The sequence below is a fragment of the Pectobacterium sp. HCp5_1 genome, from assembly GCF_032905925.1.
Lineage (GTDB): Bacteria > Pseudomonadota > Gammaproteobacteria > Enterobacterales > Enterobacteriaceae > Pectobacterium > Pectobacterium brasiliense_A.
The window spans coordinates 79,960-94,487 of the sequence record NZ_JAUMIO010000002.1; the positions used below are offsets into that span (position 1 = coordinate 79,960).

The 14,528-nt window shown below is 51.2% G+C and carries 13 protein-coding genes; 3 read left to right on the forward strand and 10 right to left on the reverse strand.

Features of this window, described 5'->3' with window-relative positions; genetic code table 11:
* Window positions 1–52: 52 nt before the first annotated feature.
* The 6 genes from nuoF to lrhA form a co-directional block, all read right to left on the reverse strand.
* On the reverse strand, window positions 53–1,402 hold the full coding sequence (gene nuoF / locus Q3A88_RS01875; protein ID WP_010278895.1) for an NADH-quinone oxidoreductase subunit NuoF: 1,350 nt from the start codon (window positions 1,400–1,402) through the stop codon (window positions 53–55).
* On the reverse strand, window positions 1,399–1,944 hold the full coding sequence (gene nuoE / locus Q3A88_RS01880; RefSeq protein WP_317177307.1) for an NADH-quinone oxidoreductase subunit NuoE: 546 nt from the start codon (window positions 1,942–1,944) through the stop codon (window positions 1,399–1,401). Before nuoE ends, nuoF begins: the two co-directional genes overlap by 4 nt.
* 2 nt (window positions 1,945–1,946) lie before the next feature.
* On the reverse strand, window positions 1,947–3,746 hold the full coding sequence (gene nuoC, locus Q3A88_RS01885; protein WP_010278900.1) for an NADH-quinone oxidoreductase subunit C/D: 1,800 nt from the start codon (window positions 3,744–3,746) through the stop codon (window positions 1,947–1,949).
* A gap of 98 nt (window positions 3,747–3,844) precedes the next feature.
* A complete protein-coding gene (locus Q3A88_RS01890; protein ID WP_005969846.1) occupies window positions 3,845–4,519 on the reverse strand; it encodes a NuoB/complex I 20 kDa subunit family protein in 675 nt (224 codons plus the stop codon).
* Between the two features lie 17 nt (window positions 4,520–4,536).
* Window positions 4,537–4,977 (reverse strand): NADH-quinone oxidoreductase subunit A, encoded by a 441-nt coding sequence (locus tag Q3A88_RS01895; RefSeq protein WP_010278904.1) that lies wholly within the window; start codon window positions 4,975–4,977, stop codon window positions 4,537–4,539.
* A 678-nt stretch (window positions 4,978–5,655) separates the two neighbouring features.
* Window positions 5,656–6,606: a transcriptional regulator LrhA gene (gene lrhA / locus Q3A88_RS01900; RefSeq protein WP_039280429.1), complete on the reverse strand. Its 951-nt coding sequence runs from the start codon at window positions 6,604–6,606 to the stop codon at window positions 5,656–5,658.
* Between the two features lie 501 nt (window positions 6,607–7,107).
* Between lrhA and Q3A88_RS01905 the strand changes: the two genes are divergently transcribed.
* Window positions 7,108–8,322, forward strand: a complete 1,215-nt coding sequence (locus Q3A88_RS01905) for a pyridoxal phosphate-dependent aminotransferase (RefSeq protein WP_014916029.1) — start codon at window positions 7,108–7,110, stop codon at window positions 8,320–8,322.
* A gap of 142 nt (window positions 8,323–8,464) precedes the next feature.
* Window positions 8,465–9,064, forward strand: a complete 600-nt coding sequence (gene yfbR, locus Q3A88_RS01910; RefSeq protein ID WP_014916030.1) for a 5'-deoxynucleotidase — start codon at window positions 8,465–8,467, stop codon at window positions 9,062–9,064.
* Window positions 9,065–9,092: 28 nt separating this feature from the next.
* Here yfbR and Q3A88_RS01915 read toward each other — a convergent pair whose 3' ends face one another.
* From Q3A88_RS01915 to yfbV, 4 genes are all read right to left on the reverse strand, one after another.
* Complete coding sequence (locus tag Q3A88_RS01915; protein WP_010278915.1) at window positions 9,093–10,925, reverse strand: SLC13 family permease; 1,833 nt, start codon at window positions 10,923–10,925, stop codon at window positions 9,093–9,095.
* A gap of 123 nt (window positions 10,926–11,048) precedes the next feature.
* Window positions 11,049–11,705: a sugar phosphatase gene (locus Q3A88_RS01920; RefSeq protein WP_317177308.1), complete on the reverse strand. Its 657-nt coding sequence runs from the start codon at window positions 11,703–11,705 to the stop codon at window positions 11,049–11,051.
* Between the two features lie 21 nt (window positions 11,706–11,726).
* Complete coding sequence (locus Q3A88_RS01925) at window positions 11,727–12,221, reverse strand: YfbU family protein (RefSeq protein ID WP_014916031.1); 495 nt, start codon at window positions 12,219–12,221, stop codon at window positions 11,727–11,729.
* 165 nt (window positions 12,222–12,386) lie between these two features.
* Entirely contained in the window at window positions 12,387–12,842 is a 456-nt protein-coding gene (yfbV, locus tag Q3A88_RS01930) for a terminus macrodomain insulation protein YfbV (RefSeq protein ID WP_039280211.1), read from the reverse strand.
* Between the two features lie 442 nt (window positions 12,843–13,284).
* On the opposite strand from yfbV, the gene ackA reads away from it, so the two are divergent.
* Window positions 13,285–14,487 carry an acetate kinase gene (gene ackA / locus Q3A88_RS01935; protein ID WP_110162201.1) on the forward strand — a complete coding sequence of 401 codons (1,203 nt, stop codon included), beginning with the start codon at window positions 13,285–13,287 and terminating at the stop codon, window positions 14,485–14,487.
* Window positions 14,488–14,528: the final 41 nt, after the last annotated feature.

The window sequence follows — 14,528 nt, forward strand, 5'->3', positions numbered from 1 at the left end:
TGCGCCACCCTGCGGATACATTCACTGCATCTCGCACGTGTTGAGCGATAGCTTACCAGCGCTCTTTCAACAGGTTAGGCTGAATACCGCCAATCGCTTTGACATTGCCTAAATACTGTTTAGAGATACCCGCTTCGAATTCTTCCCGGAAATACTTGATGGCGCTTTGCAGCGGCTCGACCGCACCCGGCGCATGCGCACAGAAGGTGTTACCCGGTCCGAGGAAACGGCAAAGTTGCTCCAGCGTTTCGATATCGCCAGGTTGGCCTTCCCCCTTCTCCAACGCACGCAGAATCTTCACGCTCCACGGCAGACCATCGCGGCACGGCGTACACCAGCCACAGGATTCACGGGAGAAGAATTCCTCGAGATTGCGCGTCAGCGAAACCATATTGATTTCGTGATCGACGGCCATCGCCAGCGCGGTCCCCATACGGCTACCCGCTTTCGCAATGTGCTCAAAATCCATCGGCAGATCGAGATGGCTTTCCGTCAGGAAATCCGTACCAGCACCACCCGGTTGCCAGGCTTTCAGCTTCAGACCATCGCGCATACCGCCCGCGTAGTCTTCCAGAATTTCACGCGCAGTCGTACCGAACGGCAGTTCCCACAGACCCGGATTCTTGACGCGGCCGGAGAAGCCCATCAGTTTCGTGCCTGCATCTTTACTTTTACCCGCAGACAGCCCCTGATACCACGCCGCACCGTGCTCGATAATCGCCGGTACGTTACACAGCGTTTCCACGTTGTTAACGCAGGTCGGTTTGCCCCACACACCCGCAGACGCCGGGAACGGCGGCTTAGAGCGAGGGTTAGCACGACGGCCTTCCAGTGAGTTAATCAGTGCAGTTTCTTCACCGCAGATATAACGCCCAGCGCCCGTATGCACGAACAGCTCGAAATCAAACCCGCTGCCCAGAATATTTTTGCCCAGCAGGCCAGCCGCTTTCGCTTCTTCGATTGCGCGACGCAGGTGAACGGCAGCTTCGATGTATTCACCGCGCAGGAAGATGTAGCCACGGTAGGCTTTCAGCGCAAAGGCGCTGATCAGCATACCTTCAACCAGCAGATGAGGCTCTTGCTCCATCAGCAGGCGGTCTTTATAAGTACCGGGCTCCATCTCATCCGCGTTACACAGCAGGTAGCGGATATTCATGCTTTCGTCTTTCGGCATCAGGCTCCACTTCAAGCCCGTCGAAAAGCCCGCGCCGCCACGCCCTTTCAGGCCAGCGTCTTTAACCAGTGAGACCACTTCATCCTGCGCCATGCCAGTTAACGCTTTTTGCGCGGCGGCATAGCCGTTTTTGCTGCGATACTCATCCAGCCATACCGGCTGTTTGTCTGCACGTAAACGCCAGGTCAGAGGATGCTGCTCAGCAGTCAGAACAATGTCTTTACTCATTGATACTGCTCCAATAACGATTCAATTCCTTCCGGCGTCACATGGGTATGGGTATCTTCGTCAATCATCATTGCCGGCCCCTTGTCACAGTTCCCCAGGCAGCAGGTCGGCAACAGCGTGAAACGTCCATCGAACGTTGTCTGTCCCGGTTTGATACTGAGCTTACGCTCAAGCGCGGCCTGAACGCCCTGATAGCCATTGATGTGGCACACGACGCTGTCGCAATAGCGAATAACATGACGCCCGACAGGCTGACGGAAAATCTGGCTGTAGAACGTTGCCACGCCTTCCACGTCACTGGCAGGGATACCCAGCAGCTCGGCAATCGCGTGGATAGCCCCATCCGGTACCCAGCCGCGTGCTTTCTGCACAATTTTCAGTGCTTCGATTGACGCAGCGCGTGCATCTTCGTAGTGATGTTTTTCGTGCTCAATGGCGTCACGTTCGGCGTCACTCAATACAAAAGCATTGTCTTTTGTCAGCGAATCGGCAGCAGGTTGTCCCTGAGCGTCAATATGATCGTGATTGTTATGATCATGCATAATTAGCGGTCCACATCTGACATTACGAAATCAATACTGCCGAGGTAAACGATCAGGTCGGATACCAGACACCCACGAATGACAGAAGGAATCTGTTGCAGGTGCGCATAGCTCGGCGTGCGAATACGGGTACGGTAGCTCATCGTGCCGCCGTCGCTGGTCAGGTAATAGCTGTTGATACCTTTCGTTGCCTCAACCATCTGGAATGATTCATTGGCAGGCATCACCGGTCCCCAAGAAACCTGAAGGAAGTGGTTGATCAGCGTATCGATATGCTGCAACGTGCGCTCTTTTGGCGGCGGCGTCGTCAGCGGGTGATCCGCTTTGAACGGGCCTTCCGGCATGTTCTTGAGGCACTGATCCAGAATACGTAAGCTCTGACGCAGTTCTTCGACTTTCAGCATAACGCGGCTGTAGCAATCGCTGATGCCGTCGCCTACTGGCACTTCAAAGTCAAAGTTTTCATAACCGGAATACGGACGCCATTTACGCACGTCAAAACCAATACCAGTGGCACGCAGACCCGCACCTGTTACACCCCAATCCAACGCTTCTTTCGCATTGTAGGCGGCGACGCCCTGAGTACGGCCTTTCAGAATGGTGTTCTGCAGCGCAGCCTTGACGTAGGTATCCAGACGGCTCGGCATCCAGTCAAGGAATTCACGCAGCAGACGTTCCCAGCCGCGTGGCAGATCGTGCGCCACACCGCCAATACGGAACCACGCCGGGTGCATACGGAAGCCGGTAATTGCTTCAACTAAATCGTAAATTTTCTGGCGGTCAGTAAACGCAAAGAACACCGGTGTCATCGCACCGACGTCCTGAATATAAGTACTGATATACAGCAGATGGCTATTTATACGGAACAGCTCAGACAGCATTACGCGAATCGTCTTGACGCGATCCGGCACCTCAATACCTGCCAGTTTTTCCACGGCCAGTACGTACGGCATTTCGTTAACGCAGCCGCCAAGGTATTCAATACGGTCGGTATAAGGAATGTAGCTGTGCCAAGATTGGCGCTCGCCCATTTTCTCCGCACCGCGATGGTGGTAACCCACATCTGGCACGCAGTCGACGATTTCTTCACCGTCCAATTGCAGGATAATACGGAAGGCACCGTGTGAAGACGGGTGGTTCGGACCGAGGTTGAGGAACATGAAGTCCTCATTTTCAGTACCGCGCTTCATTCCCCACTCTTCCGGTTTGAACGTCAGCGATTCCATCTCCAGATCTTCTTTCTGCTTGGTCAGCTCGAAAGGATCGAATTCGGTCGCACGCGCCGGATAATCTTTACGCAACGGATGCCCTTCCCACGTCTGCGGCATCATGATGCGCGTCAGGTGCGGGTGACCATTGAACGTAATACCAAACATTTCCCACGTTTCACGCTCATACCAGTTGGCGTTCGGGAACAGTTTGGTCACGGTCGGTACATGCAGATCGCTCTCGGCTAACGCGACTTTCAGCATGATGTCGCGGTTACGCTCGATGGAAATAATGTGATAAAAGACGGAGTAGTCGGCAGCAGGTAAACCTTCACGATGGGTGCGCAGGCGCTCATCCATACCGTGCAGGTCAAACAGCATCACATAAGGCTTCGGCTGTTTTTTCAGGAATGCGACAACATCCAGTAATTGCTCACGCTTGACCCACACAACAGGGATACCTGTGCGGGTTGCCTGTACAGTAAATGCATCTGGTCCAAAACGGTTACACAGTTCGCCAACGACCGGATCGTTAAGGTGATCGCGGGTTTGCCAGCCTGGCTGAGCGAGATCGTGTGTCGTTAAATCTGTCATAAATATGTCACCACATTAAATGTGCTATTTCTGTAGCTGATAATGACCGCACACTATTATCGAGGTATTACACGGTCACCGGGTTTATCATCTACAGGTCAAATCTCATCAGGCGAACGCAGGTTAGTCACAGCGATTCGTTCGCCGCGTTTGCGCTCACGCTCAGATTGCATGTTGGCGCGGTAAACGCCCTGTTCACCCACCACCCATGACAGAGGGCGGCGTTCTTTACCGATGGATTCTTTCAGCAGCAACAGCGCTTGCATGTAGGCTTCAGGACGCGGCGGGCAGCCCGGAATGTACACATCAACAGGCAGGAATTTATCTACACCCTGAACAACGGAATAGATATCGTACATACCGCCGGAGTTAGCACATGCACCCATGGAGATAACCCATTTAGGTTCCAGCATTTGCTCGTACAGACGCTGAATAACGGGGGCCATTTTGGTAAAACAGGTTCCCGCTACTACCATGAAGTCGGCCTGACGTGGCGACGCACGCAGAACCTCAGCACCAAAACGCGCCACGTCATGAACGGCGGTAAATGACGTCACCATTTCTACGTAGCAACAAGACAGGCCGAAGTTGTACGGCCACAGGGAGTTCTGACGCCCCCAGTTCACCGTATCGTGTAATGCATGTTCCAGTTTGCCCATATAGACACTGCGGTGAACATGTTGCTCCAGAGGGTCGGAAACGATCTCCTGACGTTGCAGGGGATAACGGTCATTCTCACCGTCCGGCTCTATGCGGGTGAGCGTATAGTCCATCTTAAAATGCCTCGCTGTTACTGCGGATGATTGTTGGTAGTGTTGATGATGTCTGATTTAACGACTTGTCTCTTGGAACGTACCGGGGTCCAGTCAAGTGCCCCAACGCGTACCAGATAAATCAAACCAGCCAACAGCACCAAAATGAAAATAGTTGCTTCAATGAAGCCAATCCAGCCGCTTTCTTTGATAGACACAGCCCAAGCGTAGAGATAGAGGGCTTCAACGTCGAAGATTACGAAGAACATAGCGACAAGATAAAATTTAGCAGACAGGCGTAACCGCGCTGAACCTACGGAGTCGATACCGGATTCATAAGGTACGTTTTTGGCCCTGCCTTTTGCTCTCCCTCCCAGCAAGAATCCACCGGTCAGCATGAAGACGCAAAGGCCTACGGCAATGATAAGGAATAGCCCAAATGCCCAATGATGGGCGAGGATTTCAGTAGTTGTTGACATTCTCTTTGCTTACTCATCAAAAGTGGCGGGTAACATCCCTGCTCTATTATCGGCAGTTAATGCGCCACATCGATTAAAAGGAAGGATTAATAACCACAAAAAAGCATGGAAACGTATCAGGTAAGCCTTGCTTGGTATGGTTGAGCCCCTAAATTTGTAACCTTTTTTTCAACCTTACTAAAAATAACAGTACATTACTTTACATGCACGCTGTTTTGTTAACATTTTGTGTTCTCACCCGCAGCTAAATCGAGTCAGTACTTTTATTAGTTAACCAAGTTGCAGCAGCACAGGAAGCAAGTTCACCGCGTCACTATACCATTTTCACAGAAAATGCCTGTTCCCCCATGTGGTTATTAGGGGTATTTTTTGATCCAGCACACATTTTTACCAATTTAGTTAGTAAAAAAATCAAGATGATGCTGGATAAGATTTGATGCCATTTTCCATAACATTATTTTAAAAAAATAGAACCGGCGTTTTATAAAACAAAGGGAGATCATTAATCTCGCCACGCCTAGCCTATTGATGTGAAATGGAAAACGCAAAGTGGGATCGGCAAGAGGAAATCAGGCCAGGAAGGCGCTGCCGATGTGGGTTTAACACCTTAGTCATAAATCATCATCATTCGGGGTGCGTCCCTACCCTCCCCGAATGATAGTTAACTACCCATTACGATTAGATCGCATCCTTCAGCGACGGGTCGGAAGACAATGTTTCATTCGTGCTGTTTGCTAACATGCTGACAGGCGTAATGTGAGAGGGCTTCCCTGATTCAATCACATTGAAAATTGCCGTTGCCAGCTCATTCTCCTGATTAGGATTCTGGCAGAGGAAATAACGTGTTTCAGGCAATCTCGGCAACCCTTCCTCTTCGCCCAACACCCGCAATTCCGGGCTCATCATTTCCACTGACCGCACGGTAATCCCCATGCCAGCCTTCACCGCAGCGCGCACAGCAGAAAGTGTTGAAGCCACATAGGCAATTCTCCAGGGGATCCCAGCGGCCGTCAGTTGTTGTGTCGCCAACGTCCGGAAAGGACTCGGCTCATCCAGAACAACCAGAGGGACAGGTTCTTGCGATCGGAACTGATAATCCGCCGCGCAATACCATAACGTTGGAGAACTGCGTAATAACACATGAGGAAACACCACACCGTTCATTGTGGTAATAACCAGATCTATTTTCCCCTGATTCAACATTTCCATCATTTCAGCGCTGCGTTTTACGCTGACATTGACGGAGAGTTTAGGAAATACGGATGTCACCCGATGCAAAATATAAGGAAGGATGGTGTCTGCCGTATCGTCAGACGCCCCGATGGTCAGCGTACCCTGAATATCGCTGTACATTAATGAAATACAAGCTTCATCATTGAATTGTAATATTTTTCTGGCATAACCCAGAAACTGGATACCATGTTCGGTCAGCAATTTATTACGCCCGTGCCGGGCAAAAAGCTCCTTTCCGATGAGTTGCTCCAGCCGCTGCATCTGCTGGCTGACAGCCGATTGGGTTCGATTGACTGCGGTTGCCGCTGCTGCAAATGTATTTAAATCTGCAACGGCAACAAACGTCCTCAGTAAATCAAGATCGAGATTAAGTACTGGTCGATTTGCACTGGTCATACGATTTTTCACTTATCTATTTTAATTTTAACAAAATATTCCTGGTGTTTTATTACATGTACAGGTAATGACCGATACATTTAAAGACACTATCGCAGACGCACGATAAGGGCAAAAAAATACTTATATTTCGTTACCACTATCGCCTTTCCATTGGTAAGACATCATGTAATTAAATGACTCACCAGCCTTAATCCTTAATTCAATAACAACGGCACCTTCCCTTTATTTCAACTTGCGAAATAAATACGCTCCACACTTAAATAAACACGATCTCCCTGTCACCCTATTCTGGCGCTAAAAAAGTGCGGCATGAACAGTTGTCCGCCCCCTACCATATCGCACCATCCAACGAGTACACAACCATATAGTGCAGATGCGCAACCATTTGCAGCAAAAGCGATAATCATTCTTCAAAAGGTACTGCAGGAAGAGTACATTAAGCAGGTTATGCTATTCCGTCTGGGAATATGCGCTCTCTGCAGAAGGCTCGTACTATTTATGTCTCCGATTGAAAAATCCAAGAAACTGGAGAACGTATGCTATGACATCCGTGGCCCAGTCTTAAAGGAAGCCAAGCGGCTTGAAGAAGAAGGTAATAAAGTCCTTAAACTGAACATTGGCAACCCTGCCCCTTTCGGCTTCGAGGCACCGGACGAAATTCTGGTCGATGTCATCCGTAACCTGCCGACCGCACAGGGCTACTGTGATTCCAAAGGCCTCTATTCCGCCCGTAAAGCCATCGTTCAGCACTATCAGGCGCGGGATATGCGCGATATTACGGTTGAAGACGTCTATATTGGTAACGGCGTTTCCGAACTCATCGTGCAATCCATGCAGGCGCTGCTGAACCCGGGCGATGAAATGCTGGTTCCTGCGCCGGACTACCCGCTTTGGACCGCCGCGGTTTCCCTGTCTAACGGCAACGCCGTTCACTATCTCTGCGATGAATCCTCCGATTGGTTCCCCGATCTGGATGATATCCGCAAAAAGATCACGTCCAATACTCGCGGTATTGTCATCATTAACCCGAATAACCCAACGGGTGCGGTCTACAGCAAAGAGCTGCTGTTGGATATCGTGGCGATTGCGCGCGAACACAACCTGATCATTTTTGCCGACGAAATTTACGACAAAATTCTGTATGACGATGCGCAGCATCACTCGATTGCCGCACTCGCGCCGGATCTGCTGACAGTCACGTTCAACGGACTTTCCAAGACCTACCGCGTGGCAGGTTTCCGTCAAGGCTGGATGGTACTCAATGGCCCGAAAAAACACGCCAAAGGGTACATTGAAGGGCTGGAAATGCTGGCCTCTATGCGTTTGTGCGCCAACGTGCCGATGCAGCATGCGATTCAGACCGCGCTGGGCGGCTATCAGAGCATCAGCGAATTTATTCAGCCCGGCGGACGTCTGTACGAGCAGCGCAACCGTTCCTGGGAACTGATCAATCAGATCCCCGGCGTATCGTGCGTAAAACCACGCGGCGCGCTCTATATGTTCCCACGCATTGACGCCAAGCGCTTTAATATCCACGACGACCAAAAACTGGTATTGGATCTCCTGTTGCAGGAAAAAGTGTTGCTGGTTCAGGGAACCGCATTTAACTGGCCTTACCCGGACCACGTACGCATCGTCACGCTGCCGCGTATTGATGAACTGGACATGGCAATCCACAAATTAGGGCGTTTCCTGGGGCACTATCACCAATAACCCAGCAGCCATCGAGCCTATCCTCGCCGGGCAATCACCGCCCGGCGAATACCTCACCTCCGTTTGCATAATCTCCGGCATGTGCCCACAATAGATGCCCACAATATTGCTATTTCACCGCGCTGCTGTCTGAGAGATCGCCATGAATCAGAGCCACTTTTTCGCCCATTTATCTCGTCTAAAACTCATCAGCCGTTGGCCGCTCATGCGCAACGTGCGCACGGAAAACGTCTCCGAACACAGCCTTCAGGTCGCCTTTGTCGCCCACGCGCTGGCAGTCATCAAAAACCGTAAATTCGACGGTAACCTGAACGCAGAACGCATCGCGCTGCTGGCGATGTACCATGATGCCAGCGAGGTGCTGACCGGTGACATGCCGACGCCGATCAAGTACTACAATGCGCAGATCGCACATGAGTACAAGAAAATAGAGAAGATTGCACAGCAGAAACTGGTTGAGATGTTGCCGGAAGAACTCCAGCAGGATTATCGAATGCTGCTGGATGATAACTACACCAGCGAAGAAGAACGCGCTATCGTTAAACAGGCAGACGCCCTATGCGCCTACCTAAAATGTCTGGAAGAATTATCCGCAGGCAATGCGGAATTCACACTTGCCAAAGCACGACTGGAAAAAACATTGCAGCTGCGCCACAGCCCGGAAATGGACTATTTCATGACGGTATTCGTGCCCAGCTTTAGCCTGTCGCTTGACGAAATCAGTCAGGATTCTCCGTTATAACGGCGTCCGCTATAACGGAAAGTCACCGTCAGAACGGATACAGCCACGGTACCATCACTACGCTGACTAACATCACCAGCACGGTAAAGGGGACGCCAATGCGCACAAAGTCCCCGAATTTATAACCGCCCGGCCCCAGTACCAACGTATTCACCGGTGACGATACCGGGGTCATAAAGGCGGCAGAGGCTGCAATCGCGATGATCATCGCAAAAGGATAAGGCGACACGCCCATTTGCTTCGCGGCAGCAATCGCAATGGGCGCCATCAGCACCGCGGTCGCCGTGTTGGAAATAAACAGACCGATCACAGCACACAGTACGAACAAGCACACCAGCATCACATGCGGCCCGGCGTTCCCGGCAACATCCATCAGCCCTTTAACGATTAGCGCTACACCGCCAGTTTGCTGCAACGCTAGCGCAAACGGCATCATCCCGACGATAAGAATAATACTCGGCCAGTGAATAGCTCGATAAGCACTTTCCATGTCGATACAGCGGAATTTACCCATCAGCAAACAGGCGATCAGCGCAGCAACCGCATTCGGTATTTCATCTGTCAGCATCATCGCTACCATCAGCGCCAGACAAAACAGCGCGTGAGGTGCCTGACTTACCGCGGGCGCAACGTCATCCACTTCGGCAGGGAGATTAAGCAAAAGAAAGTCGTTTTTCTGCGTGTGTAGCTGTCGAATCATGCGCCAGTCACCCATCACCAGCAGAATATCACCGAGCTGGAGCGGTTCATCGGCGAGGATACCTTCCATCGCTTCGCCTGATCGGCGAATCCCCACGACACTCAGGCCATAGCGGCTACGAAATCCGACGTCATACAGCGTTTTCCCCAGCAGCTCAGAATCGGGAATCAACGAGACTTCCGCCATTCCCACATCACGCGCCTGCTCGGAGAAATACTCACCGCGCAGCACCATCGGTTCAAGCCGCTGTGCGGTGCAAAATTCGCGTAGATCCACCTCAGAGGCCGACATGTCGATCAGTAGAACATCATTCAGGCGAAGTTCGGTATTGCCCGCTACGCTGATCATCACACGGCGAAACTTACGCCAGCGCTCAATCCCGACCACGTTCGCCCCAAAACGCTGACGCAGGCGTAAATCATCAAGACGGTGACCGATAAAAGGCGATCCTGGGCGAATCGCCAACCGACGCGCCCTACCCGTCAGCCGGTAATCACGAATCAGATCGCGAAACGTTCTTCTCTTCCACATCTCTTTTGCAGTTGCCGTCTCGGCATCGCCAAGCCAGTAACGCGCGACCATCATATACGCCACGCCCAGCAGCAAGACCACCATCCCTATCGGCGTCACGCTAAAAAACCCAAAACCCGCGACACCTTCGCGCATCAGCTCGCTGCTCACCACCATATTCGGCGGCGTTGCTACCAGCGTCATCATGCCGCTAATCAACCCGGCAAAACTCAGCGGCATCATCAGTCTTCCGGGGGAAATTTTCATCCGTGCAGAGACACTCAGCACCACAGGAATAAAAATCGCGACAACGCCAGTGGAGCTCATGAAAGCTCCCAGCAGCGCAACAGTGACCATCAGTAAGATCAACATCTTCATCTCACTACTGCCCGCGACACGAACCAGCCAATCACCGACCTGATAAGCAACGCCTGTACGAACCAACCCCTCACCAATCACAAACAGGGCAGCAATCAATATCACGTTAGGATCGCTGAACCCCACCAACGCTTCAGAGAGCGTCAGCGTGCCGCTCAGTACAAACGCGATAATGACCAACAGCGCTACGACGTCCATGCGTAATTTATTGGTGGTAAACAACACAATGGCGATCAGCAACAGGGATAAAACCCAGAGAAGTTCGCTATTCAAAACGGTTCCCCTGACGGAAAAATGCATATTGAGAGGTGGAGGTTCAGCATGCCATAAAAAAACCTCGCGGATGCGAGGTTTGATCATATTTAGTCACAGTTTTGTCATTATGTTACAGACGGCCTACTGGCGCAGAAGCACCTTCGCGCCGTTTGGTAATTGTTCTATTTCTATCTGCTCCAACGAATCAAGAATCAGATCGACCTGATCCAGCTTTGGCGTATCCGCAGGAGCCTTCACCGCAATCACCTTGCAGCCAGCCGCCAGACCCGATAGTACGCCTGCGGGCGCATCTTCCACGACGACACACTCTTCGGGCTTTAACCCTAGCTGCTGTGCACCAAGGAGATAAGCATCAGGAGCAGGTTTGCCTTTGGCAACCTGCTCCGCGGTAATAAAGGCACGAGGAGCAGGCAGCTCTCCACGGTGATGACGTGCGCTGGCAATCGGCACCGTACCGGATGTCACAATCGCCCAGGGGATATCCAGTGCATCCAAACGTTCCAACAGCGCCTTCGCCCCTGGCATGGCAATAATACCCTGCGTATCAGACGCTTCAGTTTTCTCCAGCGCATCAAACTCTTGTTGAATCGTTTCTTCGCTTTGCCCTTGAAGAAAGTGACGCAGGGATGTGATTGCCTGCTTGCCATGAATAAAATCCAGCACTTCCTGTGGTTCAATATCGTGATCCTTTGCCCAGTTAATCCACGCACGTTCTACAGCAGGCAGTGAATCAACCAGCGTACCATCGAGGTCGAACAGAAAACCTTTACACTCCACAGAAAGCCCCTTTTTCATTAATCAGGCGTTGATGATCTGTGCGATCTCAACCGCACTCAAGTGATACTGGCGTGGGCAGGATTGCCAGACAGCCAGCATTCTGTTGTATTTGTCCCACATTTTTGTCTGAGCGTTAAACCCATGCGTGCCCGCATCAAAATGGGGGTAGCGACCTTCGACATGTACCATAAAGCGAACAAAGCCGAGGTAGCGCGCTTCCGTTGCGGCATCAAAGCCCAGGAAGGTCAGGCGGCGTTCATCCAAATCCTGCTTATCTTTCAGATTGGTCCACGACACCTGCAAGGCATGATGCATTTCCATGATGTTAATAATGGTGCGGCAAACCTCTTCGGTCAGCTCACCAAACTCACGGTCCAGTTCGCGCATCTGCAAACCATAACCCCGCTCGATAATCGTTTGTAACCGGCGATAGCGCTCGGCGTTGTCGGGATCGAGCATCGTCATCATTTTATATTGATTTGAAAGGATCAATCTCTGGGCATTTGTCATTTCCATGTTGCTCTCCTGAACCCTTTTTGGGGTAAGCCAATATCGCTAAATAGGTAATGGCCTCAGAATCGCATACTGAATCGTGTCACGGTAGCGGTAGCCACCGCTTCTTTGATTTGAAACAGGGGAAAGAACAAAATAGCCATCAACCCGCACACAGCCTGACGCCGATCACAAATCATCCAGGAAGGTTTTATCAAGCTGATTAAACGCGCGCTTCAGCACATCCGCCAACGTTTGGTAAGTTGGCGCTTCTTCCAGGGGGGCTAATGCCTGTCCTGACTCTAATAGCTTATGGCGAATCTCATGGAACCACTGTGCCAGCGTCGGCGGTAAAGGCGTCACAGAACGGCGGCCAAGCCACCAGAGCCCCTGCAACGGCAGGCTACAAGCAAACAGTGCGGTGGCGATGGCCGGGCCAAGCTGACCACCGAGCGCAATCTGCCACGTTAAAGTAAACACCGCCAGCGGTGGCATGATGCGGATACCGAACCGCGTCGCTTGCGCCACGCGGTTTTCAGGAAACACGGGTGCCAGCCGCTTTTCTGCTGGCCACGTTTTCATGTAATGCTGCCCACGTTGGAGTAGCTGTAGCCAACTGATTCTACTGTCTGGTTTCGTCGCCATAGCCACACCTCAACTTTACAGATAAAAAATAAAACTTTTGCACAAATCAACAACTCAAGTTGATAAGGTTAAAATATATTTTGTGTTTAGCCTACGCTATCGGTATCCTAGATCGGCCTTTTGGCCGCTGTATACCTAAAGTAGTATGACTACACGCAAGGAGTATAATTCCCTTCGCGACATAAGCGCAGCCAACGGCCATAACGCGGTTATCCATCGCTTTAAAAGCTGCGGTTTACATCAGGTCGATGTCACGTTGTTGTAGAGATTAGTTGTATCGATTATCCGATATAACCTACGTCATAGTATCGACCCTATTTCACCATTGTGTCTGGTGTATCACACCAAGGTATGATGTTAATCATAAATGCCAGCGGCGGCATGCGATACGCTATGCCCTGTATGACATTTTTTTAACCATGTATAACAAGTAGGTACTTCCATGTCGAGTAAGTTAGTACTGGTTCTTAACTGCGGTAGTTCATCCCTGAAATTCGCGATCATCGATGCGATTAACGGAGAAGAGTACCTGTCTGGTTTAGCCGAATGTTTCAACCTGCCTGAAGCCCGCATCAAATGGAAAATGGACGGCGGTAAACACGACGCCGAACTGGGTGCCGGTGCAGCTCACAGCGAAGCGCTGAACTTCATCGTCAATACCATTCTGTCTCAGAAACCAGAGCTGTCAGCTCAACTGGTTGCTATTGGTCACCGTATCGTTCACGGCGGTGAGAAGTTCACCCAATCCGCGATCATCACTGATGATGTTCTTCAGGGTATCAAAGATTCCGTACCTTTTGCACCTCTGCACAACCCAGCACATCTGATCGGCATCGACGAAGCACTGAAATCTTTCCCTCACCTGGCTGATAAGAACGTCGCTGTTTTCGACACCGCGTTCCACCAGACCATGCCGGAAGAATCCTACCTTTATGCACTGCCGTACAAACTGTATAAAGAAAACCACATCCGTCGCTATGGCGCACACGGCACCAGCCACTACTTTGTTTCTCGTGAAGCCGCTAAAGTGCTGAACAAACCAGTAGAAGAGCTAAACGTTATCACTTGCCATCTGGGCAACGGTGGTTCAGTTACTGCAATCCGTAATGGCGAATGCGTTGACACCTCTATGGGTCTGACGCCGCTGGAAGGTCTGGTGATGGGGACGCGTAGTGGCGATATCGATCCAGCAATCATTTTCCACCTGCATGATTCAATGGGCATGAGTGTTGATGCTATCAACAAAATGCTGACCAAAGAGTCTGGCCTGCTGGGTCTCACTGAAGTGACCAGCGACTGCCGCTACGTTGAAGATAACTACGAGACGAAAGCAGATGCTAAACGTGCAATGGACGTTTACTGCCACCGTCTGGCTAAATACATCGGTTCTTACGCTGCACTGATGGAAGGCCGTCTGGATGCCGTTATCTTCACCGGTGGTATCGGTGAAAACGCTGCAATGGTTCGTGAACTGTCGCTGAAGAAACTGGGCCTGCTGGGCTTTGACGTCGACCACGAACGCAACCTGGCCGCACGCTTCGGTAAAGGTGGCAACATCGCTAAAGATGGCACCCGCGCTGCGCTGGTTATCCCGACCAATGAAGAGTTGGTCATCGCCGAAGACGCTTACCGTCTGACCGCGTAAAACACGTAACTCCCAACACCGTCAGCCAAGGCTGACGGTGT

Coding starts and splice junctions, on each gene's coding strand:
- nuoF (WP_010278895.1), bottom strand. CDS start 1,402: ATGAGTAAAGACATTGTTCTGACTGCTGAGCAGCATCCTCTGACCTGG.
- nuoE (WP_317177307.1), bottom strand. CDS start 1,944: ATGCATGATCATAACAATCACGATCATATTGACGCTCAGGGACAACCT.
- nuoC (WP_010278900.1), bottom strand. CDS start 3,746: ATGACAGATTTAACGACACACGATCTCGCTCAGCCAGGCTGGCAAACC.
- Q3A88_RS01890 (WP_005969846.1), bottom strand. CDS start 4,519: ATGGACTATACGCTCACCCGCATAGAGCCGGACGGTGAGAATGACCGT.
- Q3A88_RS01895 (WP_010278904.1), bottom strand. CDS start 4,977: ATGTCAACAACTACTGAAATCCTCGCCCATCATTGGGCATTTGGGCTA.
- lrhA (WP_039280429.1), bottom strand. CDS start 6,606: ATGACCAGTGCAAATCGACCAGTACTTAATCTCGATCTTGATTTACTG.
- Q3A88_RS01905 (WP_014916029.1), top strand. CDS start 7,108: ATGTCTCCGATTGAAAAATCCAAGAAACTGGAGAACGTATGCTATGAC.
- yfbR (WP_014916030.1), top strand. CDS start 8,465: ATGAATCAGAGCCACTTTTTCGCCCATTTATCTCGTCTAAAACTCATC.
- Q3A88_RS01925 (WP_014916031.1), bottom strand. CDS start 12,221: ATGGAAATGACAAATGCCCAGAGATTGATCCTTTCAAATCAATATAAA.
- yfbV (WP_039280211.1), bottom strand. CDS start 12,842: ATGGCGACGAAACCAGACAGTAGAATCAGTTGGCTACAGCTACTCCAA.
- ackA (WP_110162201.1), top strand. CDS start 13,285: ATGTCGAGTAAGTTAGTACTGGTTCTTAACTGCGGTAGTTCATCCCTG.